Below are 26684 nucleotides of genomic sequence, written 5' to 3' on the forward strand. Positions count from 1 at the left end.
ACTCCGAGAAGGGGGTCACCTTGACCGCGCCGGCCTCGGTGCCGGGCAGGGCGGTCGAGGCGCCGCTGGCGGTGACCACGACGGCCGTCGCCGGGTCCAGGGACCCGAAGAACGCGACCCGCTCGCCGGAGGACAGCCGGACACCGGCGATGCCGCCGCCGGAGCGGCCCTGGGGCCGCACGCCGTCGGCACCGAAGTGCAGCAGCTGGGCGTCGGTGGTGATGAAGCAGAGCGCCTCGTCACCCGTCGCGAGCTCGACGGCGCCGACCACCTTGTCGCCCTCCTTGAGCGAGATGACCTCCCACTCGTCGCGGTTGARCACCYCGGGGTTGACCCGCTTGACGATGCCGTCGCGGGTGCCCAGGGCCAGCCCCGGTCCCTCGGTCGCCAGCGAGGTGAGGGCGAGCGCCCGCTCGCCGGCCTCGAGGGGAAGGACCTCGGTGAGCGGCAGGCCGCCCTGGAGGTTGGGGTCGTTGGCGGAGTCGGGGAGCTCGGGCATGTCGATGACACCGAGCTTGAGCAGGCGCCCACGCGAGGTCAGCACCCCGACCTCCCCGCGCGCCGTCGTGCGGACGGCGGAGGTGATGACGTCGTGGTTGGCACGGCCCTCGCCCCGACCCGGGACGCTGGCGTTGCTCGACCGGGCGAGGAGCCCGCTGGAGGAGAGGTAGGCGAAGCACGGCTCGTCGGCCACCTCGAGCGGGGCCGCCGCGGCGGTGGTGGCGGGGGAGCCGGCCGAGGCGAGCAGGACGGTACGACGTGGGGTGCCGTAGGTCTTGGCGACCTCGGCGAGCTCGTCGGAGACGACCTTGCGGAGCATCTTCTCGTCGCCCAGGATCGCGTCCAGCATCTCGATGGTGCGCATCAGCTCGTCCCGCTCCTTGTCGAGCTCGAGCTTGCTGAACTTCGTGAGCCGGCGCAGCGGCATGTCGAGGATGTAGTCGGCCTGCACCTCGGAGAGCTCGAAGATCTCGATGAGCCGCGCCTTGGCCGCCGCGGCGTTGTCGGAGGCCCGGATCACCTGGATGACCTCGTCGATGTCGAGGATCGCCAGCAGCAGGCCGTCGACGAGGTGGAGGCGGTCGGCGGCCTTCGTGCGGCGGAACACCGAGCGGCGGCGTACGACGTCGAAGCGGTGCCCGAGGAAGACCTCCAGCAGCTCCTTGAGTCCCAGCGTGCGCGGCTGGCCGTCGACGAGGGCGACGGTGTTGATGCCGAAGGAGTCCTCCATCGGCGTGAGCTTGTAGAGCTGCTCGAGCAGGGCCTCGGGCACGAACCCGTTCTTGACCTCGATGACGAGGCGCAGGCCGTGGGAGCGGTCGGTGAGGTCCTTGATGTCGGAGATGCCCTGGAGCTTCTTGGACAGCACGAGCGCCTTGATCCGCTCGATGACCCGCTCGGTGCCCACGCCGTAGGGCAGCTCGGTGACGACGATGCCCTTCTTGCGCGGGGTCACGGCCTCGATGCGGGCGGTGGAACGCATCTTGAACGTGCCCCGGCCGGTCTCGTAGGCGTCGCGGATCCCGTCGAGGCCGACGATCTTGCCGCCGGTGGGAAGGTCGGGACCGGGGATGAAGCGCATCAGGTCGTCCAGGGACGCCTTCGGCGAGGTGATCAGGTGACGCAGCGCCTGGACGACCTCGACGAGGTTGTGCGGCGCGATGTTGGTGGCCATCCCGACCGCGATGCCGGTGGTGCCGTTGACGATCAGGTTGGGGATCGCGGACGGCAGGACGACCGGCTCGGTCTCCCGCGAGTCGTAGTTGGGCTTGAAGTCGACGGTGTCCTCGTCGATGGACGCGGTCATCGCGGCGGCCGCGGGCGCCATCCGGCACTCGGTGTAGCGCATCGCGGCGGGGGAGTCGTCGGGTGAGCCGAAGTTGCCGTGGCCGTCGATCATCGGCAGCCGCATCGACCAGGGCTGGGCCATCCGGACCAGCGCGTCGTAGATCGCGCCGTCGCCGTGCGGGTGCAGCTTGCCCATCACCTCGCCGACGACGCGGGCGCTCTTGACGTGGCCGCGGTCGGGACGCACGCCCATCTCGTCCATCGTGTAGAGGATGCGCCGCTGGACGGGCTTGAGGCCGTCCCGGGCGTCCGGTAGCGCACGCGAGTAGATGACCGAGTAGGCGTACTCCAGGAAGGAGGACTGCATCTCGTCACCGATGTTGGTGTCGAGGATGTGCTCCTCGAAGTCGTCGGGCGGGGGTGGTGTCGCGGTACGCCGTGCCATGGCGCCATTGTCCCCGTACGACGACGGCTCCCCGCACGGGGCGCGCCGACCCCCGGTCCCGCGTCTAACTAGAGTGTGTGCATAGACTTTGTGCGGTACGACGATCCCGTCCCGCAGGAGTGCTCCATGTCCGCCATCACCACGACCGGCCCCGATGCGGCCACGACCCCGGCGCCGCCCGCCGAGGCACTCGCCCGTCGGCGGCGCCGTCCGGAGTGGCGGACGCTGCTGCTGCACCTGTGCTCCCTGGCGGGGGTGCTGCTCGTGTGGTGGGCGGTGACCCGACTGCAGCTGGTGCGACCGCTCTACCTGCCGTCCCCCGGCGCGGTGTGGGACGCCTTCGTGCGGGCCAACAGCGACCACCCGATCAGCGCGGGGTCGGAGCGGATGATCCGTGGCGAGCAGAACTACTACCTGTGGGAGCACCTGGTCGCCAGCCTGCAGCGGATCGCCATCGGCGTCGGTGCGGCCATCCTCGTCGGGGTCCCGCTGGGTCTCCTCATGGGGACCAGCCGCCGGCTGGGCCTGGTGCTGGATCCCTACCTCAACTTCCTGCGCTCCCTCCCGCCGCTGGCCTACATCGGCCTGCTCATCGTGTGGTTCGGCATCGGCGACCAGTCCAAGATCTGGCTGCTGTTCCTGGCGGCCTTCCCGCCGATCACCATGGCCACGATCAGCGGGATCCGCGGTGTGCGCCAGGACCAGGTCAACGCAGTCCTCTCCCTCGGTGCCAGCCGGCGACAGGCGGTGACGGCGGTCGTGCTGCCCGCGACGCTGCCCTCGATCCTCACGGGCGTGCGGGTGGCCGTGGGCTTCGCATGGACCACCGTGGTCGCCGCCGAGATCGCCAACGGCATACCGGGCATCGGCGGGCTCGCCTACCTGGCCGGCGAGCAGCTCCAGAGCGCGCTGGTGATCGCCTGCATCTTCGTCATCGGCATCGCGGCGATCCTGCTCGACCTCGCTCTCAAGGCCCTCGAGCGCAGCCTCACGCCGTGGCACGGCAAGACCTGACCGACCCGCTGACCGTCCCCACCTCGTCCCCACCTCGTCCCCACCTCGTCCCCACCTCCCCAGGAGATCCCCGTGTCCCGTCCCGTGTCCCGACTCGTGTCCCCGCCCCGGACCGTTGCCGTCCTCGCCGCTGGCGTCCTCGCCCTCTCCCTCACCGGCTGCGTCGAGTCGGGGCGGGGGGCCAGCGGCGCCCCGGCGGGCAGCGACTGCCCGTGGCAGGCCGACGAGTCCGTCACCACCGAGGCCCGCATCGCGTGGCAGGCGGTCCCCAACGGCGACGTCGTGGTCAAGGACCTCGGCCTGCTGGAGGCGTGCATGCCCAACGCCACCATCACGTGGGTCCAGGCGGCCTCCGGGGGCGACGTGGTGAAGTACTACGGCTCCGACGACGTCGACCTCGGTCTCATGGGGTCCTCGCCGGCGACCATCGCCTCCTCCGAGCCCGTCGTGCAGGACGTGTCGCTCTCGGTGGTGTGGATCCACGACGTCATCGGGGACGCCGAGTCGCTCATCGCCAAGGACCCGTCGGTGACCTCGATCGAGGACCTGAAGGGCAAGCGGATCGCGGTGCCGTTCAGCAGCACGGCGCACTACTCGCTGCTCCAGGCGCTCCTCGACGCCGGCCTCGACCCGGCGAAGGACGTCGAGGTCATCAACCTGGACCCCGAGAAGATGCCGGCGGCCTGGCAGGGCGACCAGATCGACGCCGCATGGACCTGGGACCCGACCCAGTCGGCCCTCCTGGAGGACGGCGGCACGCGCGTGCTGTCGAGCGCCGACACCGCCGCAGCGGGACGCCCGACCTTCGACCTGGGGACGGCCTCGCAGGAGTTCGTGGCCGCCAACCCCGAGTTCCTGGCCCAGTGGGCGCGTGCCGAGGACTACGCCGTGCGCCTGATCGCCGACGATCCGGGCACGGCCGCCGAGTCGGTCGCCGCGGTGCTCGGCATCGAGCCCGACGCCGCCGAGGCGCAGTTCGCGGGCCTGACGTTCCTCACCGCCGAGGACCAGGTCACCCAGAAGTACCTCGGCGGCAAGCTGGCCGAGGACCTGCACACCACGGCGGGGTTCCTGCTCGACCAGGGCGGGATCAGCGCCGTCGGCGACCCCGCGTCGTACGCCGACCACGTGGACGCCACGCCCGCGCAGCAGGCCGTGGACGCCGAGTGATGGGAGGCCACGGGCACGAGGTGCGCATCGACGGGGTCCGCCACCACTTCGACGTCGGCCGGGCCGCGGTGCCTGCCCTCGGGCCGATCGACCTGGACATCGCCCAGGGGGAGTTCGTCACGCTCGCCGGCCCTTCGGGGTGCGGGAAGACGACCCTGCTGCGCCTGCTCGCGGGGTTCATGACGCCTTCCGAGGGCGTCGTGTCCGTCGGGGGCGAGACCGTCCGCGGCCCGGGCGGCGAGCGCGGGGTCGTGTTCCAGTCGCCGACCCTCTTCCCGTGGCTCAGCGTGCGGCGCAACGTCGAGCTCGGACCGCGCCTGCGGGGAGTCTCCGCGTCCGAGCGCTCCGTCCACGCCCAGTCGTTCCTGGAGCTGGTGGGGCTCGCCGACGTGGCCGGACACCGTCCCTACGAGCTGTCCGGTGGGATGCAGCAGCGCTGTCAGATCGCCCGGGTGCTCGCCAACGACCCCGAGATCGTGTTGATGGACGAGCCCTTCGGAGCCCTGGACGCCCTCACCCGCGAGCGGCTCCAGGAGGAGCTGCTCACGATCTGGCGCAGGACCGGCAAGACCATCCTCTTCATCACCCACAGCGTCGACGAGGCGGTCTTCCTGGGGTCGCGCGTGCTGGTGATGAGCCCACGCCCGGGCCGGATCGTGCTCGACGAGTCGGCGGTGCTGGGCGACCCGGACCATCCGGTGCCGGCCCACGAGATCCGGGCCCTGCCGCAGTTCGCCGCCCTGCGCGACCGGGTGAGGCAGGCCATCTCGCAGCAGCCGGAGGCGCTGGCCCGATGAGCCCGGCGGGTGACGCGCCCACGCTGTCGACCCGACCGGCTAGATTTCGGGTGTGACCGAGACGCAGGCCCCGCAGGCCACCCCTCCGCCGCGTCACTGGGAGGCGGACGTCCTCCTGCGCGACGGCCGGACGGCCCACATCCGGCCGATCCAGCCTGGCGACGCCGAGCTGCTGGTGGAGTTCTACGCGCGCGTCTCCGACGAGTCGAAGTACTACCGGTTCTTCTCCCCGATGCCGCAGCTCTCCGAGCGGGACGTCAAGCGCTTCACCGAGGTCGACTACGTCACCCGCGTCGCCTTCATCCTCACCGTCGCCGGCGAGATGATCGCCGTCGGGCGCTACGACACCATCGAGCCAGGCAAGGCCGAGGTCGCCTTCCTCGTCGAGGACCGGCACCAGGGACGCGGGATCGGCCAGCTGCTCCTCGAGCACCTCGCCCAGGCCGGGCGGGAGCGGGGGATCGACCGGTTCGTCGCCGAGGTGCTGCCCGACAACCAGGCGATGATCCACACGTTCAAGGACGCCGGCTACCAGGTCAAGAGCGCCTACGACGAGGGCGTCATGGAGCTCGAGTTCCGCATCGACCCCACCGACACTGCCCTCGGCGTGATGGAGCAGCGCGAGCACCGCGCCGAGTCGGCGTCCATCGAGAGCTTCTTCCGGCCCAGGTCGGTCGCGGTGATCGGGGCCAGCCGTCGTCAGGACACCATCGGCCGGGCGCTGGTGCGCAACCTCGTCCTCGGCGACTTCACGGGGCGCGTGCACGTCGTCAACCCGAGCGCCGACGCGGTCTCGGGCATGCCGGCGTACAAGACGGTCGGTGACATCCCCGGACCGGTCGACGTGGCGATCGTGGCCGTGCCCGCCGATGCCGTGCAGGACGTCGTGCTGGACTGCGCCGCCAAGGGCGTACACGGCCTCGTCGTCATCTCCTCGGGCTTCGCCGAGACCGGCGAGGAGGGACGCCACCGCCAGCGCCGGCTGGTCGGGCTGTCGCGCTCCTACGGCCTGCGGCTGATCGGCCCCAACGCGCTGGGCATCATCAACACCGACCCCGACGTCTCGCTCAACGCCTCGCTCTCGACGCTGATGCCGCCCCGGGGCCGTGCCGGCTTCTTCTGCCAGTCCGGGGCGCTCGGCTCGGCCATCCTGGAGAAGGTCAACAACCGTGGCCTGGGCCTGTCGACGTTCGTCAGCGCCGGCAACCGCGCCGACGTCTCCGGCAACGACCTCCTGCAGTACTGGGAGGAGGACGACGCGACCGAGGTCGTGCTGCTCTACCTCGAGTCCATCGGCAACCCGCGCAAGTTCTCCCGCATTGCGCGACGGGTGAGCCGGCGCAAGCCGATCATCGCCGTCCGCTCCGGTCGCAGCACCCAGGGCGTCCCGATGGGCCACGCCGTGCGCAAGATCGCCGCGCCCTCCCAGGCGGTGGACGCGATGTTCCGCCAGGCCGGCGTCATCCAGGTCGACACGCTCGAGGAGATGTTCGACGTCGCCCAGCTGCTCGCCCACCAGCCGCTGCCCCGCGGGCGCCGGGTGGCCGTGGTCGGCAACTCCGACGCCCTCGGCCTGCTCGCCGCCGACGCGGCCACCAGCGTGGGCCTCGTGGTCAACAAGCAGGTCGCGCTGGGCGCCGACGCGGGGGCCGAGGACTTCGAGGACGCCCTCGACGCTGCCATCGACGACCCCGAGGTCGACGCGGTGGCGGCGATCTACATCCCGCCGCTCAACATCTCCGGCGAGGACRTCGCCAACGTCCTGGCCGCCGTGGGGGAGCAGTCGGACAAGCCGATCGTCTCCACCTTCCTCGGCGCCGAGGGCGTCCCGGAGCTGCTGCGCGTCCCCGACGTGGCCGGCTCCAGCGCCGGTCGCGGCTCCGTGCCGTCGTACCCCGCCGTCGAGGCCGCCGTGCGTGCGTTGGCCCGCGTCGTCGAGTACGCCGTGTGGTTGCGCACCCCGGACCGTGCCCACTCCGACGAGGCGCTGGTCGACCGCTCTGCGGCCCGCCGGTTCGTCAACGAGCTGCTCATGCACCACCCCGACGGCAAGGACCTCTCCTTCATCGAGCTGCGCGACCTGCTCGCCCCCTACGGCATCGACATGTGGGACACCCGTCCCGTGGCCACCCTCGACGAGGCGCTCGAGGCCGGTGAGGACCTGGGCTTCGACGTCGTCCTCAAGGCGACCGCCGACCACCTGCGGCACCGGCCCGACCTGGCCCACGTGTGGCGCAACATCGACACCGCCGAGGAGATGCGCGACGCGTGGGCCACGCTGAGCCGCGTCATCGACTCCCCGGAGCGGGCCGGCTTCGTCGTGCAGAAGAACGCCCCTCCCGGGATCCCCGTGGGGATCTCCTCGATGGAGGACCCGCTCTTCGGCCCGGTGCTGTCCTTCGGCATCGGCGGTCCCCTCACCGAGCTGCTGGGGGACCGGTCGTTCCGGATCCCGCCGCTGGCCGAGCACGACGCGCAGGACATGGTCCGGGAGATCAAGGCGTCGCCGATCCTCTTCGGCTACCGCGGCTCGGAGATCGTCGACGTCGTCGAGATCGAGCGGCTGGTACGCCGCGTGGCCCAGGTCCAGAACGACCTGCCCGAGGTCCGTGCGCTCGAGCTGCCCCTGGTCCTGGCCGGTGCCTCGGGTGCCGCCGTGCTCGGGGGCTCGGCCCGGATCGAGCCGGTGCTGGACCCGCGCTCGGACTGGTTCGTGCGCCGCCTGTCCACCCCTCCCGGCGACACGTTGCCCGACTGAGCGGGCCGCGTGACAGGATTGCGCGCATGCGCACCACGAGGCGAGACGCGGGAGCTCTCCGCGTCGCCATCGACCACACCGGCTACTACCCCGAGGTCGTGACCGACGGGGTCTTCGCGGCCGTGGCCGGCGAGGACGTGCTGTCGTTCTACGTGCACCACGAGCCGACGTTCGATCGCGACGAGGTCCGCCGGCACCTCACGGTGGTGGTGCTCACCCCGTCGCGGCTGATCCTGGCCCACACCGACGAGCACCCCGGTGACGACCTGCTGCCCGATCCCTACACCTCGACCTCGACCGAGGCGATCGCCCTCGCGTCGGTGCGTTCGGTGGTGGTCACCCGGATGATCAGCAACCCGACGTCGGGGCCGACACCGCCCGCCGAGGCCGTGCTGACGATCGGCTGGGGCGGGGTCGGTCGCGTCGACCTCGAGCCCGCCTCCTGCTCCGACCCCGACTGCGACGCCGACCACGGCTACACCGGGGTGATCGCGGGCGACGACTTCTCGCTGCGCGTGTCGGCCGTGGCCGAGGGCGCGGACGCCGTCCACGGCCTGCTCGAGTTCGCCGAGGCGCTCTCCGCGCGCACTCGCGGCGCGTGACGTCCGCCGAGGCGTTCACCGAGCCGGCGTACGGCGACCGCTCGCTGGGAGACGTCGTGCCCGCCGTGGCACGCGCGCTGGGCCTCGGCCCGGACGCGGTGGGCCCACCCCCCACCGGGCTGCTGCTGCCCGACGCCGGGTCGTGGGTGATCTTCCTGGTGGACGGGCTCGGCGCCGAGCTGCTGCGCCGCTACGGCCACGCCGCGCCGTACCTCTCCTCGCTGGTCGAGGGGAGCGCGACCGGCACCGCCGGCGTCCCGTCCACCACCGCCACCAGCCTCACCTCCCTCGGCACCGGGCTCACGCCCGGCACCCACGGGCTGGTCGGCTTCACCGCCCGGGTCCCCGGCACCGACCGGCTGCTCAACCACCTGTGGTGGGACAAGCGGGTCGACCCGCTCGAGTGGCAGCCGCACCCGACGGCGTTCACCCGGCTCAGCGCGGCGGGCGTGCGGGTGACGGTGGTCAACAAGCGCGAGTTCGAGGGGTCGGGACTGACCGTCGCCGCCCACCGCGGAGCCGACTACGTCGGTGCCGACCGGGTCGGCGAGCGGATCGCCGGCGTCGTGTCCGCGGCCAGGACGTCGCCGTCCCTGACCTACGTCTACGACTCCGACCTCGACTGGACCGGTCACAAGTTCGGGGTCGCCTCCAGCCAGTGGCTCCAGCAGCTCGCCATGGTCGACGCGGAGGCCGAGCAGCTGCGCGAGGCGCTGCCCGCCGCCACCCGACTGCTCGTCGTCGCCGACCACGGCATGATCGACAGTCCGCCCGGGGCGCGCGTCGACGTCGACGAGCGCACGGAGCTCCGCGACGGGGTGGCGCTGATGGGTGGCGAGGCGCGCTTCCGCCATCTCTACTGCTCCCAGCGTGCGGTGCCCTCCGTCGTCGCCACCTGGCGCGAGGTGCTGGGGGACCGGGCCACCGTGCTGACCCGCGACGAGGCCGTGGAGCGCGGCTGGTTCGGGGCGTCGTCCCCCCACGTGATGTCGCGGATCGGAGACGTCCTGGTGGCGTGCCGGGGTGACGCGGCGATCGTGTCGAGCCGGGACTTCGGCTACGAGATGTCCCTCGTCGGCCTGCACGGCTCGCTCACCTCGGGCGAGATGCTCATCCCCGTCCTGGTCGGCTGAGCCCCCCGCGGGTCGACCTCAGCCGAAGGGCAGGGGCTCGGGGGCCAGGCTGACCGCCTTGGCGCGGGCCGCGGTGAGCCGGCGCCGGTGGTGCTGGCGGCACAGGACCTCGTAGGCCACCTCGGCCGGAGGCTCGTCGACCGTCTCCACGTCGCCGACCACGACGACCTCGCCCTCGATGACCATGACACCGTTCTCGGTGCGAGCGTTGTGTGTGGCGCGCTTGCCGCACCAGCACAGGGCCTCGACCTGGAGGACGTTCATCCGGTCCGCCAGCTCCACGAGGCGCCCGGAGCCGGGGAAGAGGTTCGTGCGGAAGTCGGTCAGGATGCCGAAGGCGAACACGTCGATCTGGAGCTCGTCGACGACCTTGGCCAGCTGGTCGATCTGGGCCGGCGCGTAGAACTGGGCCTCGTCGCAGATGAGGTAGTCGATGCGCCCGCCCGCGGTGAGCGTGCTGACGACGTACTGCCAGAAGTCGAAGTCCGGGGGCACCTCGAGGGCGTCGTGGGTCAGTCCCAGCCGGCTGGACAGCACCGCCTCGCCCGCACGGTCGTGGGAGGTGAAGATCCTGCCCACCCGTCCCCGCGCGGCGTGGTTGTGGTTGGTCTGGAGCGCCAGGGTCGACTTGCCGGAGTCCATGGTGCCGGTGAAGAAGTGCAGTTCAGCCACGAGGAGCGATCCTGTCACAGGGTGCGCGCCACCGAGCGGTCGACGTGGCGCCTACCCCGCGGACTGGTTGCGCCGGGCGACGTTGAACGCGAGCCACAGCACGAACACGGCGTCCTCGTCAGGGAGGTCCTGCGTCGTGGTCAGCTCGGGGCGGTTGCTCCACGTCCGCGAGCGTCGTACCTCCCCGATCGGCTGCCCGTGGCGGGTGAGCAGCAGCCGCGTGGTCCAGATGCTGGCGGCGCCGAGCTCGTACGACGCATGGGGCGAGTCGACGTCGAAGCGACTGGTCCAGATGCTGCGACGGTGGGCCCGGATCCGTACCTGGTCCCCGGACTCGGCCACCCGGTCGGAGCCGTCGGCCCGGAAGAGCCACGCCCTACCGCCGATGTCCACCGCGGCGCGCTCCCGCACCCAGGACCGCGCCGCCGACGCGACCGGTCGGTCTCCCGCCAGCACCACGTCGCCCTTCCCCCACACGTAGTCCATGGGCCGACGCTACGTGCGGGTGCAGGATGAGGGCATGACCGCCTCACCGTTGATCTCGGCCGACGAGCTCCGCGACGCGCTCGCCGGCGTCACCGTCCTCGACGTCCGCTACCGGCTGGGAGGGCCCCCCGGGCTCGACGCGCACCGCTCCGGCCACGTGCCCGGAGCGGCGTACGTCGACCTGGAGACCGAGCTGTCCGACCCGCCCTCCGACCCGGTCGACGACCGCGGCCGCCACCCGTTGCCGAGCAGTGAGCGTTTCATCGACGCCATGCAGGGGGCCGGGGTCGGCCTCGACGCGTCGGTGGTCGTGTACGACGACTGGCAGGGCCGCGCCGCCGCGCGTGCCTGGTGGCTCCTGCGGCACCACGGGCACCACGACGTCCGGGTGCTCGACGGGGGCTTGACCGCGTGGGTGGCCGCCGGGGGCGAGGTGGAGGCAGGGGAGGTCCGGCCGGAGCGCGGCGACTTCCACGGCAGCCCCGGGTCGATGCCACTGGTGTCCGCCGACGACCTGGCCGGTGTGGCGGTCGTGGTCGACGCCCGGGCGGAGGAGCGCTACCGAGGTGACGTGGAGCCGGTGGACCCGGTCGCCGGACGCGTCCCGGGTGCCGTCAACGTCGACACCGGACGCAACCTCGACAACCACGGCCACTTCCGTGCGGCAGGTGAGCTGCGCGCCCTGTACGCAGGCGTGGGCGCGACCGCCGGCAGCCAGGTGGCGGCGTACTGCGGCTCGGGGGTGACCGCGACCCACGACATCCTGGCCCTGGAGCTCGCCGGGGTCCGGGCGGCGCTCTTCGCACCGAGCTGGAGCGGCTGGGTCGCGGACCCCGACCGGCCGGTGGAGCGCGGATGAGACTGCGGATCGAGGGCCACCACCTGCCCGGGCTGCACCCGGGGGGCCACCGCGACGTCCGTGTGGGCGTCCAGGTGGGCCGCGAACCGGCCGAGGTGGTGCCCGCCGACAGCGGTTCGGTGACCTGGGAGCTCGAGGTGGGGGAGTCGTACGGCGCCGACACACGCGACTTCCACGGCCCCGCCGTCCACGGTCGCCGCGGCGAGCGCTTCGTCTACCTCACCTGGCTCGAGGGCCCGGACGCGACGATGTTCCGGCGGGCCAAGCTCATGCTGGCCGAGGCACCCGAGGCCGAGCTGGTGGTGGCGCGGGTCCACCTGACGGACGAGACGGGACTGCCCCGGTGTGCCCGTCTGCGAGCTCCCGCGATCGAGTGGGACGTGACGTCGGCGGACTAGTCCACCCGGTCCGGGCTGGGACAAGATTTGCCGAAGTCGCGGCGGTGTGCTGGTGGACGCTCCTACCGTCGCGGGACCGGTCAGCCGACTCGCGGCGCGGGCAACCCACCATTCGGAGCACCCCATGTCCACTCGACTGCGTCGGCCCACCGGCGCCCTGCTGGCCACCACCCTGGTCGGCGGCATCATGGCCATCGCGCCGCTGGCCCACGCGGCAGGCACGAGCACCATTTCCGGCACCGTCACCGGCTCGGGCGGTCCGCTCGACCGCATCTACGTGACCACCTTCGAGCAGGTCGACGGCGAGTGGACTCCCTTCGACGGCGACGGCGGCTACGCGGTCACCGACGAGCTGGGCTCCTACGCCCTCACCCTTCCGGTGGGCTCGTACCGGCTCGAGTTCGGGGACTACGAGACGGGAACACACCTCCTCGAGTACTACGAGGACGCCGCAACCGTCGACGCCGCCGACACGGTGACCCTCACCGACGCGCCCCGGACCATCGATGCCGACCTGGCGCCGGCAAGCCACATCACCGGTTCCGTGACCGGACCCGGTGACGTCCCGGCTGCCGACGTCTGGGTCCAGGCGTACCAGGTGGGCGTCGACGAGGACGGCAGCCCCACCTGGGACTACGCGGGCAGCGCCAGCACTTTCGAGGACGGCTCGTACGACCTCGCCGGGCTGGCGCCCGGCACCTACCGCATCGGCTTCGAGGGCGCTCAGCTCGGTCTGGCCAACGAGTTCTACGACGACCAGACCTCCCTGTGGCTCGCCGAGGACATCACCGTCGATCCGGAGAATCCGGCCGCGGACATCGACGCGCAGCTGGCGACGGCCTCCCACATCGACGGGCACGTCACCGACGTGGACGGCGCGCCCGTGGTCGGCGCCAACGTCATGGCCTTCCCGGTGGGCGGGACCGATGACTGGTCCCTCGACGCGGCCTGGACCAGCACCGCCGACGACGGGAGCTACACCCTCGACGGACTTCCTGCCGGCGACTACCGCGTGTCGTTCGGGGCCGAGATCGGCGACGACTTCGTCTACGAGGCCTGGAACGACCGGGCAGACCTCGACGCGGGTGACGACGTCACCGTCGGTGCCGACGACACCGTCGAGGGCATCGACGCTCGGCTCGTCGCCGGTGAGCACGACCCGGTCGTGGTCCCGTTCACGCTGGTGACCGCGCCCGCCATCAGCGGGACCCAGCAGGTGGGCAACGTCCTGACCGTCACCGACGGCTCGTGGACGCCGGCTCCGGAGCGCACCGAGGTCTCCTGGTTCCGCGGCCAGGACTACACCGGCGTCAGTGGCAACGCCTACGCGCTGACCGCGGCCGACGCGGGCCAGGTCCTCACCGTCCTCGTCCAGGTCTACGGCTCCGAGGGTCAGTACGAGTACGCCAACGCCATGACCGGCGTGATCGCCGCGGCTCCGGCTCCGGCCCCCGCTCCGGCCCCGTCTCCCGCACCGGCCCCGGCCCCGGCACCGGCCCCGGCCCCGGCCCCGACTCCTGCCCCGGAGGATCCGACCATCTCGTTCCCGAAGTCCATGGACGTGGTGGGCGCGCTGAAGGTCGGCTCGACCCTGAGGTTGACGAACTACAAGGCGCTGGTCTCGCGCTCGACGGTGTCGTACCGGTTCCAGTGGTACGCCGGCAGCGCCAAGATCAAGAAGGCGACCAAGACCAGGCTGAAGGTCACCAAGGCGCTCAAGGGCAAGAAGATCTCCGTGAAGGTGACCGCCATGACGGGGAGCACCACCAAGACCGTCAAGGTCAAGGTCGGCAGGATCCGCTGACGGACGAACCAGCCCGATCCGGGTCTGGGGGTGGCTTCGGTGTCACCAGGTGGCACCGAAGCCACACCGAGGGCGACCGCCGCCGGCGGCGCCAGCTCGTCAGGTCCGGACGGTCACCGGGTCCCCGACGGCGATGGTCCCGGTCGTCTCCGGGACCAGGTTGATCGCGAACAGCGTCTTGTGATCGACGAGTCGGTGCCGCGCGAGCGTGCGGATCGGCTCCTTGCCGGTGGCCAGCGAGTCCGGGTCGATGGTGGTCATCACGCACCGGTCCGTCGGCCTGGCGACGCGGAACCGCAGGTCACCGATCTCCACGCTCGTCCAGTCGTCCTCGGCGAACGCCTCGTCCCCGTCGACGACCAGGTTGGGTCGGAAGCGGGCCATCGGCAGCGGGTCCGCGGGCTCCTCCCCGCGTGAGAGCGCCTCCTCGAGGATCCAGTCGTTGAGGCGCCGGAGCGAGGCCTCGCTGGCGAGGGTCACCGGATAGCCGTCGGCGTACGCCGTGTGGTCGCCCGGTGCGGTGAACGCCGGGTCGAGCCGCCGGCGTGCGGGGTCGTCGCACCAGACCAGCCGGACGTCGTCGCGGCCCAGTGCCTCGCGCAGCCAGGCGTCGGCCCCCGCCCCGGCCGGCACGCCCTGGAGCTCCTGGGAGAAGAGCCTGACCCGCACCACGTCGCCGTCGGGGTGGTCGAGCGTCAGGTCCGGCAGACCCCTCGCCCGCAGCCGGAGGTCCCGGTCGAGACCGGGGTCGGTGCGGGGCGTGTCGGCGGTGAGCGAGAACAGCCCGTGCTCCTCGCGCGCCGAGACGAGCACGCCCTCGTCGTCCACGACCACCCACGACCGGTCGTCCCCCAGGCCGCGGGGGAGCACCCGAGCGCGGGCGACCCGCCGGATCGCGGTGCTCTTGACGGGGTGGACGCCGAGGGAGGTGATCTGCACCTGCGTTGTCTACCAGTGCACGCCCTTGAACACCTTGGCCAGCATGATCTGCTCGGACTCCCGGGTGCCGGGCTCGGACGCCTGGCCCTTGGCCGCCGCCGAGTCCGGGAACACCTGGTAGGCCATGTTGAGCAGCCGGAAGGTCGCCTTGGGGGCGATCGTGTGCGCGATCGCGCCGACGTTGCCCAGCGCCGTGTTGATCTCGTGCGGGCGCTCCACCATCGCCCGGACGAGGACGTCGGCGGCCTGGGCGGGGCTGATGGTGGGGAACTTGTCGTAGAGCTTGGTCGGGGCGATCATCGGCGTCCGCACCAGCGGCATGTGGATGTTGGTGAAGGTGATGCCGTTGCCCACCACCTCGCTGGCCACGACGTTGGACCACGAGTCCAGGGCGGACTTGGACGCGACGTACGCCGAGAAGCGCGGTGGGTTGGTCTGCACGCCGATGGAGCTGACGTTGACCACGTGGCCGGACTTCTGCGCCTGCATGACGGGCATCAGCCCCATCACCAGCCGGACCGCACCGAAGTAGTTGAGCTGCATGGTGCGCTCGAAGTCGTGGAAGCGGTCCTGCGAGAGACGCAGCGACCGGCGGATGGAGCGACCGGCGTTGTTGATGATGAAGTCGACCGAGGGCAGGTCCGCGGCCAGCTGCTCGCAGAGCCGGTCGATCGCCTCGAGGTCGGAGAGGTCGCAGCAGTAGACGTGGGCCTGGCCGCCGCGCATCTCGATCATCGCCCGGGTCTCCTCGAGCTTGTCCTTGCCCCGGGCGACGAGCACCGGGATGCCGCCGGCCTGGGCGACCTTGAGCGCGGTGACCTGGCCGATCCCGGACGAGGCGCCGGTGATGACCACGTGCTTGCCCTGCAGGGCGGCGCGGGTGGCACGGTCGCGCCCGGTGGCGCCGTCGAGGTGGTCCTCCCAGTAGCCCCACAGCGTGCGGGCGTAGGACTCCAGGTCGGGCACCGAGATGCCGGACCCGGCGAGTGCCTTCTCGGTACGCCGTGAGTCGAAGGTCGCCGTGAAGCTCGCGTGGCCGAGCACCTCGGCCGGGATCCCGGCGCGCCCCAGTGTCTGGTCGAGCAGCAGTCGTCCCGGGGCCGACCGGACCGCGGCCGCGACCAGGGTCGAGGGACGCAGGGCGCGGGGGACCAGGCCGAGCGGTCCGGCCGAGGTGACGTGGCGGTCGATCGGGGTCGCGAACCGCGGGGCGCCGGCGGCGGCGCAGATGAGGTTGATGACGTCGACGACCGCCTGGGGCTCGGGGTTGACGAGGTGGAACGCCTCGCCGTCACGGTCGGGCAGGTGGGCGAGGTGGTCCATCGCCGAGGCGACGTAGTCCACCGGGACGACGTTGGTGTCGCCGAGGTCGACCCCCACCAGGGGGAGCCAGGCGGGGAGCGAGTCGCGCAGCAGCTTGAGAAGAGGGAAGAAGTAGTAGGGACCGTCGACCTTGTCCATCGCCCCGGTCTGGGAGTGCCCGACCACGATCGCCGGCCGGTAGACCCGCCACGGGACCGTCGACTCCTCGCGAACGATCCGCTCGGACTCGTACTTCGTACGGTGGTAGGCCGAGGGCAGGTGCTGTCCCTGGGCGAACATGGTCTCGTCGAAGACCCCGCGGAAGTCGCCCGCGGCGGCCACGCTGGAGACCTGGTGGAAGCAGCCGGCGTCGAGGGCCTCGGCCAGCGCGAGGGCGTGCCGGGTGCCGTCGACGTTCATTGCGTCGTTGGTCGCCTCGTCCGCCGTCATGTCGTAGATCGCGGCGAGGTGGAACACGTGCTCGACCTGCCCGGCGTGCTCGGCGACCCAGGCCGGGTCGACGCCCAGCGCGGGCTCGCCGAGGTCACCGGTGACAGGGACGACACGAGGATCGTCCCAGCGTCGCATCAGCGCCTCGACACGGGCCCGCGAGCCCTCCCGGACCAGGACGAAGACGGCGCCCTCGCGGTGGTCGAGGAGCTCCTCGACGAGGTGGCGGCCGATGAATCCTGTGGCGCCGGTCACGAAGTACGACATGCGACCGGACACTACTCGGTCAGTCGGACTTGCCCCCGCCGAACATGATCTCGTCCCAGCTGGGGACGGAGGCGCGGCCACGGCCCTTGCGAGCGGGGCGACGTGCCGGGCGATCCTCCTCCTCGGCGGCGGGCTTCTCGGCCTGCTCCGCCTGCTCAGGCACCTCCGGTGCGGCAGGAGCCGCCGGGTCCGGGGCGGGGTCGTCGAGGAAGGCCTCGAGCGGCTGGTCGGCGCCCAGTCCCGCGGTCCCGGAGAGGTCCATCGTGGTCTCGACTGCGGACGGGGCGTCGGGCTCGGCGTCGTGCACCATCTCGATGGCGTCCTCGCCGAGCGGGAGCTCGTCCGGGGCGACCGAGGAGAGCCGCCGCTGGCGGGCCTGCTGCAGGTCGTCGCGGCTCGAGGAGCGCTCCTCGGCGGGGGCGGCCGGCGCGGGCGCGGTCGGCTGCTCGCCGACCAGCCAGCGCGCGTGGTCGTCCTCGAGGGTGACGAAGTTGCCGCGGACGTCGAAGGCGAACGTGGCCGTGCCGGTGTGGCGGGGGGCCGTGACGTCGCCGGTGAGCGTCCACCGGCCGTCCTCGCGTCGCCAGGCGTCCCACTCGACGGCGGAGGCGTCGACGCCGACCGCGCGCAGCTGGGCGGCGACGGCCTCGCCGAGGGTGCGAGCCCCGGTGTCGCCGGAGCGGCGGCGTACGGAGGAGAGCTGCGCGCGCTGGGCCACGTGCGCCCGCTCGGCCAGCACGGGGGCGGCGAACGGCATGATCTTCTCGAGCGTCGTCCGAGCGGCCTCGGCCACGGCCTCGGCGGACTCGCCGGCCCGGATACGGGCCTGGATGTCGCGGGGGCGGAGGGCTGAGTCCATGGTGATCTCCAACTGGCCGGGGCGGGCGTGCTCGCCGCGGAGCGCGGCGCGAAGAGCGTGGTCGACGTCGAGGGTGTGCTCGTCGCCGTTGTCCCCCACCAGGAGCAGCCGCTTGCCGTCCTCGCTCAGTCCCGCGAGCGTGAGGTGGGCCATCGGTGCTGGACTCCTTGAAGCGGTGGCGGTTCGGTGCGTCCGAGCCTACGCCAGCGCGGACGCGGGGCACGGCTAGGTGTGCGGCGCGCCCGCCGGATCCCTCACGCGGCGGTCTCGATAGGTTGCAGCCGTGCCCGTCAGCGACCCGCCCGACATCCTCGTGGTCGTCGACCTGCTCGGGATCTTCGTCTTCGCGATCTCCGGCGCCCTGGTGGCGGTCCGTCGCGACTTCGACCTCTTCGGTGCGCTGGTGCTGGCCGGCACCACGGGCCTGGGGGGAGGGTTCCTGCGCGACGTCCTCATCGACGCCACGCCGCCCGCGGCGCTGGTGGACTGGCGCTACCTGGTCGTCCCGGTGGTGGCCGGGCTGCTCACCTTCTTCTTCCACCCCACGGTGGGCCGGATGGAGCGGGTCATCGACGTCTTCGACGCCTTCGGCCTGTCCCTGTTCTGCGTGGTGGGTGCCCTCAAGGCCGTCGAGTACGGACTCGGGCCGGTGCCGGCCGCGCTGATGGGCATGGTCACCGGGATCGGCGGCGGCATGGTGCGCGACGTCCTGGCGAGCCGGCCCCCGCTGGTCTTCAACGGCACCCTGTACGGCACGCCGGCGCTGGTCGGCGCGGCGATGGCCGTGCTGCTGGACCGGGTGTCGCTGTCGCTGGGTCTCGTCGTGCTCGCCGCGGCCGGGGTCTGCCTCGTGCTGCGCCTGCTGGCGATGGTGCTCGACTGGCGGGCCCCGCTGCCGCACGGGCCGGCCAACGTCTGAGCCGACCCGGCAGCTCGCTCAGCCCAGCAGCCGGTCGAGGTGGTCGTTGGTCAGGACCCGGTCCGGGTCGAGCCGGTCGCGCAGCGCGACGAACTCGTCGAAGCGGGGGTAGGCCGGCGCGAGGTCGGCGGCACTGCGGGTGTGCATCTTGCCCCAGTGGGGGCGACCGCCAGCGGCTCGGAGCACGGTCTCCACCCCGGCGAAGTAGGACCGGTGGTCGGCGCCGGCGTGCACGTGGAAGGCGAGGTAGAGCGAGTCGCGACCCGAGGCGGTCGACAGAGTGATGTCGTCCGCCGGCGCGGTGCGGATCTCCACCGGGAAGCTCACCCTCCAGTCGGATGCGTCCACCTCGCGGCGCACCTCGCGCAGCACGTCGAGGCCGACCTCGCGCGGGACGGCGTACTCCATCTCCTTGAAGCGGACCGTGCGCGGGGTGGTGAAGACCCGGTGGGCGACGTCGGAGTAGCGCCGCTCCGACAGCGCGACGGCGCTGAAGCGGTTGAGCCGGGGGATGACGCCCGGGGCCCGGTTGGCCGCCGCGGTGAGGGCTCCGAACACGGAGTTGGAGAGCAGCTCGTCGTCCAGCCATCCGCGCCAGCGGGGGAGCGGCTCGGCGGCGTCGAGGTCGGCGAGCCGGTCGTTGGTCTTGGTCATCATCCGGTCCGTGTGGGGGAACCAGTACATGTCGACGTGGTGGTGCGACGCGACCAGCTCGTCGTACGACGACAGCGCCTCGTCCCAGGACATCGGCCGCTCGTGCGCCTCGAGGGCGAAGAGGGGCTCGACGTGGAACGTGATCGAGGTGAGCACCCCCAGGGCACCGAGCCCGACCCGGCCGGCGGCGAAGACCTCGGGGTGCTCCTCGGCGCTCACCCGCAGCACCTCACCGGTGCCCGTGACGATCTCGAACCCGGCGATCTGGGCGGCCAGTGACGCCACCACGCCGCCGGTCCCGTGGGTGCCGGTCGAGGTGGCCCCGGCGAGGGTCTGCGCGTCGATGTCGCCCATGTTGTGCAGCGACAGCCCGAGGCCGGCCAGACGGGCGTTGAGCTCGTGCAGCGGGGTGCCGGCGGCCGCGGTCACGGTCATCGCGTCGCGGTCGACGGCGAGGATGCCGCTGAGCGCGTCGGGCCGCAGGAGGCCGTCGGCGGCGACCGCGATGCCGGTGAAGCTGTGACCGCTGCCGACCATCTTGACCCGGCCGCCCCGCTCGCGGGCCGCGTGCACCTCGCGGACCACGGCGGCGGTGTCGGCCGGCGTGGTCACCCGCGCGGGCGTCGCCGACTCGGTGCGTGCCCAGTTCTGCCAGCGGGTGGTGAAGGCGGTCGTCATCGGTCCTCCTGGTCGTGCGCGGTCGGTCCCACGCGGAAGGCTAGACMGTGGATCGGACGGCGGCGCCGGATCGGGTGCGCGTGCCCTGCGCTCCCACGACGGCGACGAGCCCGGCGGCGACGGCGACCAGGTAGGCCGCGGACGCGCCGTGGTGGTCGACCACGAAGCCGGCCGCAGCCGCGCCCGGCGCGACACCCGCCATCAGCCCGGTGTGCAGGACGGCCATGCCCTCGGTCAGCCGGCCGTGGGGCACGGTCTGCTCGGTCAGCGACATCGTGGCGATGAGGGTGGGGGCGATCGAGCAGCCGCCCACCAGCAGGGCGAGGAACATCAGCGGGAAGCCCTCGACCAGCACGGGCGGCACCATCGCGAGCATCATCGCGAACGAGCCCCAGCGGACGCGGACCGCGGGGCCGCGCCGCCACACGACGGCGCCCGTCACGATGCCGGCGAGCATGCTGCCCAGCGCCCACGTGGCGAGCAGCCAGCCCGAGACGGCGCGGGAGCCGGTCTCCTCGGCGAAGGCGACGGTGGTGACCTCCGCGGACCCGAAGAGTGCTCCGAGGGCCAGGCACACCAGCCCGAGGGGCAGCACGGTCCGCCACGGCATCGGGGGGCGAGCGGACCCGTCACGGTGGCGACCCGACGGCGGCTCGGTGGCCTTCTGGGCGGCCAAGGCGTAGGTCCCGACCAGGCCCGCGGTCGTGGCGACCACCAGCCCGGCCACCGGGTGCCACAGGGTGGCCAGCATCGTGGCCAGCACCGGTCCGATGACGAAGACGACCTCGTCGAGCACCGACTCGAGGGCGTACGCCGTCTGCACGTCGCGCGGACGGTCGAGCAGGTGCGACCAGCGTGTCCGCACGCACGCACCGACCTGGGGGAGGAAGGCGCCGGTGAGTGCGGCGAACACGTAGGTGAGGGGCATCGCCCAGTCGTTGGTCACCGAGGAGACGAGCAGGGCCATGGACACCGCGAAGCCGGTGATGGCCAGCGGGAGGACCCGCCCCTGGCCGTAGCCGTCGACCAGCCGCCCGTGCATCACGGCGCAGGCGGCCTCGCCGAGCACCACGACCCCGGAGACGATGCCGGCCTGCCCGTAGGAGCCGGTCCGGCTCTCGACGAGCAGCACCACGCCCAGGGTCACCATCGAGATGGGCAGCCGGGCCAGCAGCCCGGCGGAGCTGAAGCGCAGCGCGCCGGGCCGGGACAGCACCCGGCGGTAGGACTCGAACATCGTCTCGGATGCTAGGCCTCCGTAGGCTGGCGGCATGAATCCCGACGTGTCGCCGTACGACGCCCTCCTGCTCCTGTCCTTCGGCGGCCCGGAGAAGCCGGAGGACGTCGTCCCCTTCCTCGAGAACGTCACGCGGGGCCGTGGCATCCCGCGCGAGCGCCTGGAGGAGGTGGGCGAGCACTACTTCCTGTTCGGCGGACGCAGCCCGATCAACGACCAGAACCGCGAGCTGCTCGCCGCGATCCGCGAGGACCTGTCCGGCAGCGGCATCGACCTGCCGGTCTACTGGGGCAACCGCAACTGGGACCCCTACCTCGCCGACACGCTGCGCCAGATGCGCGACGACGGCATCCAGCGGGCCGCGGTCATCACCACGTCGGCCTACTCGTCGTACTCCTCGTGCCGGCAGTACCGCGAGAACCTCGCCGACGCGGTCGCGGAGGTCGAGGGGGCGCCCCGGCTGGACCGCCTGCGGCAGTACTTCAACCACCCGGGCTTCGTGGAGCCGGTCGTCGACGCCACCCTGACCGCGATGGCCGACCTCCCCGACGCCGTGCGCGAGGGGGCCGAGCTGGTCTTCGTCACCCACTCCATCCCCACCGCGATGGCCGAGACCAGCGGACCGCCGCTGGAGGGTGGCAACGCCTACGTGCGCCAGCACCTCGCCGTCGCCGAGGAGGTCACCGCCCGGGTGCGCCAGGAGACCGGCCGCCGGCACAAGCACGAGCTCGTCTACTGCTCGCGCTCCGGCTCGCCGAGCATCCCGTGGCTCGAGCCGGACGTGAACGACCACCTCGAGGACCTGGCCAAGCGAGGCGTCACCGCGGTGGTGATGATCCCGGTCGGCTTCGTCTCCGACCACATGGAGGTCATCTACGACCTCGACACCGAGGCCATGGCGACCGCGGAGAAGGTCGGGCTCGAGGCCGTGCGCGCAGCCACCCCCGGCATCGACCCGCGCTTCGTCACGATGGTGCGCGACCTGCTGGTCGAGCGGGCGGCCGTCGAGCGGGGCGAGGAGGTCACCCGGAGCACCGTCGGGGACCAGCCCGCCTGGCGCGAGATCTGTGCCCCCGGCTGCTGCCCCAACCCCCGCGGCGAGCGTCCCGCCCTCTGCGGGGCAGGCGCATGACCCACGACCCGGTGGCGCTCCGCGACGTCGCATCCTCGGTCGCGCGCGAGGGCGCCGAGCTGGCGCGACGCATGCGGGCCGCGGGCATCGACGTGGCCGACACCAAGTCCAGTGCCGTCGACGTCGTGACCGAGGCCGACCGTGCGGTCGAGGCGCTCATCCGGCGGCGCCTCCTCGAGCAGCGTCCCGACGACGCGATCCTGGGGGAGGAGGGCGACGACCACCCCGGCACCAGCGGGGTCCGCTGGGTCGTGGACCCGATCGACGGCACAGTCAACTACCTCTACGGGCTTCCCGACTGCGCGGTGTCGGTCGCCGCCGAGGTCGACGAGGAGATCCTCGCCGGCGTCGTCGTCACCATCCCGACCGGTGTCGAGTACGCCGCAGCCCTGGGTCACGGGGCGACCCGCGACGGCGCCCCCATCACGGTCCGGACGACACCGCCCCTGGCCGAGAGCCTCGTGCTCACCGGGTTCGGGTACCGCGCCGAGACCCGGGCGCACCAGGCCGCGTCGGTGGCGGCGCTGCTGCCCCGCGTACGTGACGTTCGTCGCATGGGCTCCTGCTCCCTGGACCTGTGCCACGTCGCCGACGGCAGCGCGGACGCCTACGTCGAGGAGGGGCCGGCCCGCTGGGACTGGGCCGCCGGATCCCTCGTCGCGGCCGAGGCGGGAGCGGTGTTCGCCCGCCTGCCGGGCCGGATGAGCGACCATCTCGCGCCTGTACGGGCCCAGGTGGAGGCCGATCCCGACTGGCCGGATCGCTCGGTGATCGCGGCCGCCCCGGCCGCCGGTTGGGAGGAGTTCGTGTCCGCGCTGCGGTCGGCGGGGTTCGTGGCCGCCGAGGGCTGAGGGGGCGGGGGAATACCAGCGCGGCAGGGGGCGTTGCGGCGACACGTCCGGACCGGCGTGGCGCAAGTGCCCGTCATGGTRCACAATCCACCCCGCGACGAAGAGGATGAACGATCCAATTTCGCGCTGACGCCGTGGATCGCTCGGCATGGGAGAGAGAGCAATGGCTACTGACTACGACGCGCCACGCAAGACCGAAGAGGACCAGAGCGAAGAGAGCATCGAAGAGCTCAAGGCGCGACGGCACGACAAGAACTCGGGCAAGGTCGACGAGGACGAGGCCGAAGCGGCCGAGTCCTTCGAGCTGCCAGGGGCTGACCTGTCGCACGAGGAGCTCGCCGTCGAGGTGATGCCCCGGCAGGAGGACGAGTTCACCTGCATGAGCTGCTTCCTGGTCCACCACCGTTCGCAGCTCGCGGACGAGAAGAAGCTGATCTGCCGCGACTGCATCTGAGTCACGGCAGCACTACACACGTCGAAGGCCGCGGACCCCTCGGGGGTCCGCGGCCTTTCGTGCGCCTGCGGCGGGCGTTGCCGGCACGCGGGCAGGGTCGGGTCAGCTGGTGGGGGTCGGCGCCTTGTCGGCGTCCTGATCGTCCTTCTGGAGGCCGGGGGGCAGGTGGCCGGTGGACTTCGCGTAGTAGTTGGCCGCCCGGCGGGTGGCCAGCATGCGTGCGATCGCGATGAGCGTGCCGCTCGCCGCGGCCCACGCCACGGCCTCCCACACGTCGACGTCGGGGTCCGCCGGGTTGGCCGGGGGGTTCTTGCCGGTCGCGGCCCGCCACGTGGTGTTGAGCCCCTTCTTGGCCACGGCAGCCGCGCCGAGGGCAGCTGCGAGGGAGAAGACCGACCAGACCTTGCTGTTGCTGGATGCCATGTCGGCACCCTACCCAGCGGACCGGCTTCCCATGAGCGCCGCGGCCAACCGCTCCGGGCGGCGGGAGCTGATCAGCCAGTACGGCGCCGGGTCGGCGGGGTCGGTGATCTCCACGCGGACCCCGCGCTTGAGGTAGGGACGCAGCAGCAGGAAGGCGCGGGCGTCGGCGTCCTGGCCGGCCTGGCGGCGCATGGCGTCGGCGTCGAGCGTGGCGACCTCGCCGACGTGCTCGAGGCCGATGCGCGCCTTGCCGGCGTGGAGGCGACCCTCCGAGACGCTGACCCGGGCGGAGCCGTAGGTCAGGAAGACCAGGGCGAGCCCGGCCAGGGCGATGGCCGTGACGACCCACGCCACGGCAGGTGGGGTCGCGACCACCACGGCCAGCCACAGCGTGGCCACCAGCATGGTCCCCTGCACCCACCAGCGCAGCGGGACACCCAGTCGTTCCGCGTACTCCACGGCGCAGAGCCTAGGCGGCTCCCCGACGGGTAGATTCACCGCCCGTGCCCAACCCATCGCTGCCCCCCGACCTCGAGGTCGCGATCGTGCGCCTGGACGCCGACCTGCCCGTGCCGGCCTACGCCCATCCCGGTGACGCGGGAGCGGACCTGCGCACCACCGTCGACGTGTCCCTCGCGCCGGGGGAGCGGGCCCTGGTGCCCACGGGCATCGGCATCGCCCTGCCCGAGGGGTACGTCGCGCTGGTCCACCCGCGCTCGGGGCTCGCTGCCCGCCACGGGCTCTCGATCGTCAACACCCCGGGCACGGTCGATGCGGGCTACCGCGGCGAGGTCAAGGTGATGCTCATCAACCACGACCCGGTCACGGCGGTGGAGCTGCGACGGGGGGACCGGATCGCGCAGCTGGTGATCCAGCGGGTGGAGCGGGCCCGCTTCGTGGAGGTCGGGCAACTCCCTGACTCGGTGCGCGGAGAAGGGGGCTACGGTTCTACAGGAGGGTTCGGTCGGTCCTGACCGCTCGCCTCGGTTCCCACGAGCAGCGAGGCTGCTCGTCATGAAGGAGTGATTGTTCGTGAAGTTCCGCCGCAAGGGCGAGCCCACGCAGGCGACGGACGGGTCCGACCCGGTCGTCGACGCCACCCCTGCGCCCACCGGCACCGGACCCTTCGACGAGTCCGAGGTCGCCGGCGACGGCGTCGAGCGGGTCGACCTGGGCTCCTTGCTGGTCGCCCCCAGCCCCGGCCGCGAGCTGCGGCTCCAGGTCGACGAGCCGACCGGGACCGTGCAGGCCGTGATGCTCGCGGGCCCCGACGGCGCGCTGGAGTTCCAGGCGTTCGCCGCCCCCCGCCACGGGGACCTCTGGTCCACCGTGCGCCCGCAGATCGCCGCAGACATCGCCGCCCGCGGCGGCACCACGACCGAGCGTGAGGGCCGCTTCGGCACCGAGCTGCTGTGCCAGGTGCCGGTCCAGCGTCCCGACGGCGCGGCGGCCACCCAGCCCTCGCGCATCATCGGGGTCAACGGCGACCGGTGGATGCTCCGTGCCTCGCTGCTCGGCCGTCCTGCCCTCGAGCCCGACGCCTCCGGCGAGTGGGAGGACGCGCTCGCCCAGGTCGTCGTACGCCGCGGCACCACCGCCATGCCCGTCGGCGAGCCGTTGCCCGTGGTGCTGCCCGAGCAGGCCCGACGGGTGACCTGAGCGCCATGCCCGACACCACCGGCCCCACACCGCACCGCAGCCGGCTGCGCCGCAGCCTCTCGCGCTGGGCGGACACCGAGGACCAGCACGCCCGTGACCTGCGCAAGACGCACGCGGGCGCGGCCGGCGAGAGCTGCATCGCGGACGCCCCGGACCGGGAGCGCGTCCGGCTGCGCGGCACCATCAAGACCGTCACCCTGCGCCCGCGCGGCGGGGTTCCGGCCCTCGAGGCCGAGCTCGACGACGGCACCGGGGTGATCCTGCTCGTCTGGCTGGGTCGGCGCCGGATCGCCGGCGTGGGGCCGGGACGTGCCATGTACGTCGAGGGCCGGATCGGCGCCGCGACGGGTCACCGCGTCCTCTTCAACCCGCGCTACGAGCTGATCCCGTGACCGAGCCCCACCCGACCGCCTCGGTGGAGACCGTCGAGGAGGTCGTGCGCCGCCAGCTCTCCCAGGCCCTCGGGGGTCGCCGCGGCATGATCGAGGCGGCCGTGCCCACCATCGTCTTCACGGTGCTGTGGCTGACCACCCGCGAGCTCCAGCTCGCGGTGGGCGTCAGCGTCGGCGCGGCGCTGGTGCTCCTCGTCGCCCGCCTGGTCCAGCGCTCCAGCGTCCAGTTCGTCGTCAACGCCCTGGTGGGCATCGGCATCGGCTGGTTCTTCGTGCAGCGATCCGCCGCGGCCGGCGGCAGCGCCGACGACCAGGCGCTCGCCTACTTCCTGCCCGGCATCCTCTACAACTCCGCCTACACCGTGGTGCTGGCCCTCACCTGCCTCATCGGCTGGCCGCTCGTCGGATTCATGGTCGGCAGCGTGACCGGGGACGCGACGGCGTGGCACCGGGACAAGCAGGTCGTCCGGCTGTGCTCGCTGCTGACCTGGATGCTGGTGCTGCCCTGCCTGCTGCGCGTGCTCGTGCAGGCGCCGGTGTGG

Annotated in this window: 27 protein-coding genes; 17 read left to right on the top strand and 10 right to left on the bottom strand. The window is 72.4% G+C overall.

Annotated elements, in window-relative coordinates; genetic code table 11:
* A partial coding sequence (locus tag AC1DQF_RS15290; protein ID WP_477526076.1) for a DNA gyrase/topoisomerase IV subunit A occupies nucleotides 1–2233 on the bottom strand: 2233 nt, incomplete at its 3' end.
* Between the two features lie 126 nt (nucleotides 2234–2359).
* Between AC1DQF_RS15290 and AC1DQF_RS15295 the strand changes: the two genes are divergently transcribed.
* From AC1DQF_RS15295 to AC1DQF_RS15320, 6 genes are all read left to right on the top strand, one after another.
* Nucleotides 2360–3247: an ABC transporter permease gene (locus AC1DQF_RS15295; RefSeq protein ID WP_477526077.1), complete on the top strand. Its 888-nt coding sequence runs from the start codon at nucleotides 2360–2362 to the stop codon at nucleotides 3245–3247.
* A 72-nt stretch (nucleotides 3248–3319) separates the two neighbouring features.
* Nucleotides 3320–4417: a taurine ABC transporter substrate-binding protein gene (locus tag AC1DQF_RS15300; RefSeq protein ID WP_477526078.1), complete on the top strand. Its 1098-nt coding sequence runs from the start codon at nucleotides 3320–3322 to the stop codon at nucleotides 4415–4417.
* Nucleotides 4418–4437: 20 nt separating this feature from the next.
* Nucleotides 4438–5214 carry an ABC transporter ATP-binding protein gene (locus AC1DQF_RS15305; protein WP_477526079.1) on the top strand — a complete coding sequence of 259 codons (777 nt, stop codon included), beginning with the start codon at nucleotides 4438–4440 and terminating at the stop codon, nucleotides 5212–5214.
* A 52-nt stretch (nucleotides 5215–5266) separates the two neighbouring features.
* Nucleotides 5267–7972, top strand: coding sequence for a bifunctional acetate--CoA ligase family protein/GNAT family N-acetyltransferase (locus AC1DQF_RS15310; protein ID WP_477526080.1), 2706 nt, complete (start codon nucleotides 5267–5269; stop codon nucleotides 7970–7972).
* A 26-nt stretch (nucleotides 7973–7998) separates the two neighbouring features.
* Nucleotides 7999–8574, top strand: coding sequence for a DUF5998 family protein (locus tag AC1DQF_RS15315; RefSeq protein ID WP_477526081.1), 576 nt, complete (start codon nucleotides 7999–8001; stop codon nucleotides 8572–8574).
* Nucleotides 8571–9707 (top strand): alkaline phosphatase family protein, encoded by a 1137-nt coding sequence (locus tag AC1DQF_RS15320; RefSeq protein WP_477526082.1) that lies wholly within the window; start codon nucleotides 8571–8573, stop codon nucleotides 9705–9707. Before AC1DQF_RS15315 ends, AC1DQF_RS15320 begins: the two co-directional genes overlap by 4 nt.
* An 18-nt stretch (nucleotides 9708–9725) precedes the next feature.
* Here the strand turns inward: AC1DQF_RS15320 and AC1DQF_RS15325 are convergent, their stop codons facing one another.
* Nucleotides 9726–10379 carry a thymidine kinase gene (locus tag AC1DQF_RS15325; protein ID WP_477526083.1) on the bottom strand — a complete coding sequence of 218 codons (654 nt, stop codon included), beginning with the start codon at nucleotides 10377–10379 and terminating at the stop codon, nucleotides 9726–9728.
* A gap of 51 nt (nucleotides 10380–10430) precedes the next feature.
* A complete protein-coding gene (locus AC1DQF_RS15330) occupies nucleotides 10431–10865 on the bottom strand; it encodes a hypothetical protein (RefSeq protein ID WP_477526084.1) in 435 nt (144 codons plus the stop codon).
* A 34-nt stretch (nucleotides 10866–10899) separates the two neighbouring features.
* Between AC1DQF_RS15330 and AC1DQF_RS15335 the strand changes: the two genes are divergently transcribed.
* The 3 genes from AC1DQF_RS15335 (at nucleotide 10900) to AC1DQF_RS15345 (ending at nucleotide 13926) form a co-directional block, all read left to right on the top strand.
* Nucleotides 10900–11724, top strand: a complete 825-nt coding sequence (locus AC1DQF_RS15335) for a sulfurtransferase (protein WP_477526085.1) — start codon at nucleotides 10900–10902, stop codon at nucleotides 11722–11724.
* Entirely contained in the window at nucleotides 11721–12122 is a 402-nt protein-coding gene (locus AC1DQF_RS15340; RefSeq protein ID WP_477526086.1) for a DUF5990 family protein, read from the top strand. Before AC1DQF_RS15335 ends, AC1DQF_RS15340 begins: the two co-directional genes overlap by 4 nt.
* A gap of 124 nt (nucleotides 12123–12246) precedes the next feature.
* A complete protein-coding gene (locus AC1DQF_RS15345) occupies nucleotides 12247–13926 on the top strand; it encodes a carboxypeptidase-like regulatory domain-containing protein (RefSeq protein WP_477526087.1) in 1680 nt (559 codons plus the stop codon).
* 99 nt (nucleotides 13927–14025) lie between these two features.
* On the opposite strand, the gene AC1DQF_RS15350 is transcribed toward AC1DQF_RS15345, so the two are convergent.
* Genes AC1DQF_RS15350 through sepH form a run of 3 tightly spaced genes read right to left on the bottom strand, consistent with a single transcriptional unit; the run spans nucleotide 14026 to nucleotide 17896 of the window.
* Nucleotides 14026–14865: an MOSC domain-containing protein gene (locus AC1DQF_RS15350; protein WP_477526088.1), complete on the bottom strand. Its 840-nt coding sequence runs from the start codon at nucleotides 14863–14865 to the stop codon at nucleotides 14026–14028.
* A 9-nt stretch (nucleotides 14866–14874) separates the two neighbouring features.
* Nucleotides 14875–16884, bottom strand: a complete 2010-nt coding sequence (locus AC1DQF_RS15355; RefSeq protein ID WP_477526089.1) for an SDR family oxidoreductase — start codon at nucleotides 16882–16884, stop codon at nucleotides 14875–14877.
* Nucleotides 16885–16903: 19 nt separating this feature from the next.
* Nucleotides 16904–17896, bottom strand: a complete 993-nt coding sequence (gene sepH, locus AC1DQF_RS15360; protein WP_477526090.1) for a septation protein SepH — start codon at nucleotides 17894–17896, stop codon at nucleotides 16904–16906.
* A 130-nt stretch (nucleotides 17897–18026) separates the two neighbouring features.
* On the opposite strand from sepH, the gene AC1DQF_RS15365 reads away from it, so the two are divergent.
* Entirely contained in the window at nucleotides 18027–18662 is a 636-nt protein-coding gene (locus AC1DQF_RS15365; RefSeq protein WP_477526091.1) for a trimeric intracellular cation channel family protein, read from the top strand.
* Between the two features lie 18 nt (nucleotides 18663–18680).
* On the opposite strand, the gene AC1DQF_RS15370 is transcribed toward AC1DQF_RS15365, so the two are convergent.
* Both AC1DQF_RS15370 and AC1DQF_RS15375 read right to left on the bottom strand, forming a co-directional pair.
* On the bottom strand, nucleotides 18681–19994 hold the full coding sequence (locus AC1DQF_RS15370) for a D-arabinono-1,4-lactone oxidase (protein ID WP_477526092.1): 1314 nt from the start codon (nucleotides 19992–19994) through the stop codon (nucleotides 18681–18683).
* Nucleotides 19995–20034: 40 nt separating this feature from the next.
* Nucleotides 20035–21231 carry an MFS transporter gene (locus AC1DQF_RS15375; protein WP_477526093.1) on the bottom strand — a complete coding sequence of 399 codons (1197 nt, stop codon included), beginning with the start codon at nucleotides 21229–21231 and terminating at the stop codon, nucleotides 20035–20037.
* Nucleotides 21232–21265: 34 nt separating this feature from the next.
* Between AC1DQF_RS15375 and AC1DQF_RS15380 the strand changes: the two genes are divergently transcribed.
* From AC1DQF_RS15380 to AC1DQF_RS15390, 3 genes are all read left to right on the top strand, one after another.
* Nucleotides 21266–22363 carry a ferrochelatase gene (locus tag AC1DQF_RS15380; RefSeq protein ID WP_477526094.1) on the top strand — a complete coding sequence of 366 codons (1098 nt, stop codon included), beginning with the start codon at nucleotides 21266–21268 and terminating at the stop codon, nucleotides 22361–22363.
* A complete protein-coding gene (locus AC1DQF_RS15385; protein WP_477526095.1) occupies nucleotides 22360–23214 on the top strand; it encodes an inositol monophosphatase family protein in 855 nt (284 codons plus the stop codon). The genes AC1DQF_RS15380 and AC1DQF_RS15385 overlap by 4 nt, the downstream gene beginning before the upstream one ends.
* A gap of 163 nt (nucleotides 23215–23377) precedes the next feature.
* The gene (locus AC1DQF_RS15390; protein WP_056924522.1) at nucleotides 23378–23668 is read left to right on the top strand and encodes a DUF4193 domain-containing protein; all 291 of its coding nucleotides are present in this window, start codon (nucleotides 23378–23380) and stop codon (nucleotides 23666–23668) included.
* A gap of 102 nt (nucleotides 23669–23770) precedes the next feature.
* Here the strand turns inward: AC1DQF_RS15390 and AC1DQF_RS15395 are convergent, their stop codons facing one another.
* Nucleotides 23771–24091 carry a DUF4235 domain-containing protein gene (locus tag AC1DQF_RS15395; protein WP_477526096.1) on the bottom strand — a complete coding sequence of 107 codons (321 nt, stop codon included), beginning with the start codon at nucleotides 24089–24091 and terminating at the stop codon, nucleotides 23771–23773.
* Between the two features lie 9 nt (nucleotides 24092–24100).
* The gene (locus AC1DQF_RS15400; RefSeq protein ID WP_477526097.1) at nucleotides 24101–24550 is read right to left on the bottom strand and encodes a DUF3093 domain-containing protein; all 450 of its coding nucleotides are present in this window, start codon (nucleotides 24548–24550) and stop codon (nucleotides 24101–24103) included.
* 59 nt (nucleotides 24551–24609) lie between these two features.
* Here AC1DQF_RS15400 and dut point away from each other — a divergent pair, with 59 nt between their 5' ends.
* The 4 genes from dut to AC1DQF_RS15420 form a co-directional block, all read left to right on the top strand.
* Nucleotides 24610–25065, top strand: a complete 456-nt coding sequence (dut, locus tag AC1DQF_RS15405) for a dUTP diphosphatase (protein WP_477526101.1) — start codon at nucleotides 24610–24612, stop codon at nucleotides 25063–25065.
* A 58-nt stretch (nucleotides 25066–25123) separates the two neighbouring features.
* Nucleotides 25124–25750, top strand: coding sequence for a DUF3710 domain-containing protein (locus AC1DQF_RS15410; protein WP_477526098.1), 627 nt, complete (start codon nucleotides 25124–25126; stop codon nucleotides 25748–25750).
* Nucleotides 25751–25755: 5 nt separating this feature from the next.
* Nucleotides 25756–26142, top strand: a complete 387-nt coding sequence (locus AC1DQF_RS15415; RefSeq protein ID WP_477526099.1) for an OB-fold nucleic acid binding domain-containing protein — start codon at nucleotides 25756–25758, stop codon at nucleotides 26140–26142.
* A partial coding sequence (locus tag AC1DQF_RS15420) for a DUF3159 domain-containing protein (protein WP_477526100.1) occupies nucleotides 26139–26684 on the top strand: 546 nt, incomplete at its 3' end. The genes AC1DQF_RS15415 and AC1DQF_RS15420, both read left to right, overlap by 4 nt.

The organism is Nocardioides sp. P4_G4 (genome assembly GCF_056401085.1).

Bases quoted from the DNA above. Each gene is read 5' to 3' on its own strand.
- AC1DQF_RS15415 (WP_477526099.1), top strand. From the start codon at position 25,756: ATGCCCGACACCACCGGCCCCACACCGCACCGCAGCCGGCTGCGCCGC.
- AC1DQF_RS15330 (WP_477526084.1), bottom strand. From the start codon at position 10,865: ATGGACTACGTGTGGGGGAAGGGCGACGTGGTGCTGGCGGGAGACCGA.
- AC1DQF_RS15295 (WP_477526077.1), top strand. From the start codon at position 2,360: ATGTCCGCCATCACCACGACCGGCCCCGATGCGGCCACGACCCCGGCG.
- AC1DQF_RS15370 (WP_477526092.1), bottom strand. From the start codon at position 19,994: ATGACGACCGCCTTCACCACCCGCTGGCAGAACTGGGCACGCACCGAG.
- AC1DQF_RS15390 (WP_056924522.1), top strand. From the start codon at position 23,378: ATGGCTACTGACTACGACGCGCCACGCAAGACCGAAGAGGACCAGAGC.
- AC1DQF_RS15345 (WP_477526087.1), top strand. From the start codon at position 12,247: ATGTCCACTCGACTGCGTCGGCCCACCGGCGCCCTGCTGGCCACCACC.
- AC1DQF_RS15380 (WP_477526094.1), top strand. From the start codon at position 21,266: ATGAATCCCGACGTGTCGCCGTACGACGCCCTCCTGCTCCTGTCCTTC.
- sepH (WP_477526090.1), bottom strand. From the start codon at position 17,896: ATGGCCCACCTCACGCTCGCGGGACTGAGCGAGGACGGCAAGCGGCTG.
- AC1DQF_RS15340 (WP_477526086.1), top strand. From the start codon at position 11,721: ATGAGACTGCGGATCGAGGGCCACCACCTGCCCGGGCTGCACCCGGGG.
- AC1DQF_RS15395 (WP_477526096.1), bottom strand. From the start codon at position 24,091: ATGGCATCCAGCAACAGCAAGGTCTGGTCGGTCTTCTCCCTCGCAGCT.
- AC1DQF_RS15315 (WP_477526081.1), top strand. From the start codon at position 7,999: ATGCGCACCACGAGGCGAGACGCGGGAGCTCTCCGCGTCGCCATCGAC.
- AC1DQF_RS15385 (WP_477526095.1), top strand. From the start codon at position 22,360: ATGACCCACGACCCGGTGGCGCTCCGCGACGTCGCATCCTCGGTCGCG.
- AC1DQF_RS15355 (WP_477526089.1), bottom strand. From the start codon at position 16,884: ATGTCGTACTTCGTGACCGGCGCCACAGGATTCATCGGCCGCCACCTC.
- AC1DQF_RS15335 (WP_477526085.1), top strand. From the start codon at position 10,900: ATGACCGCCTCACCGTTGATCTCGGCCGACGAGCTCCGCGACGCGCTC.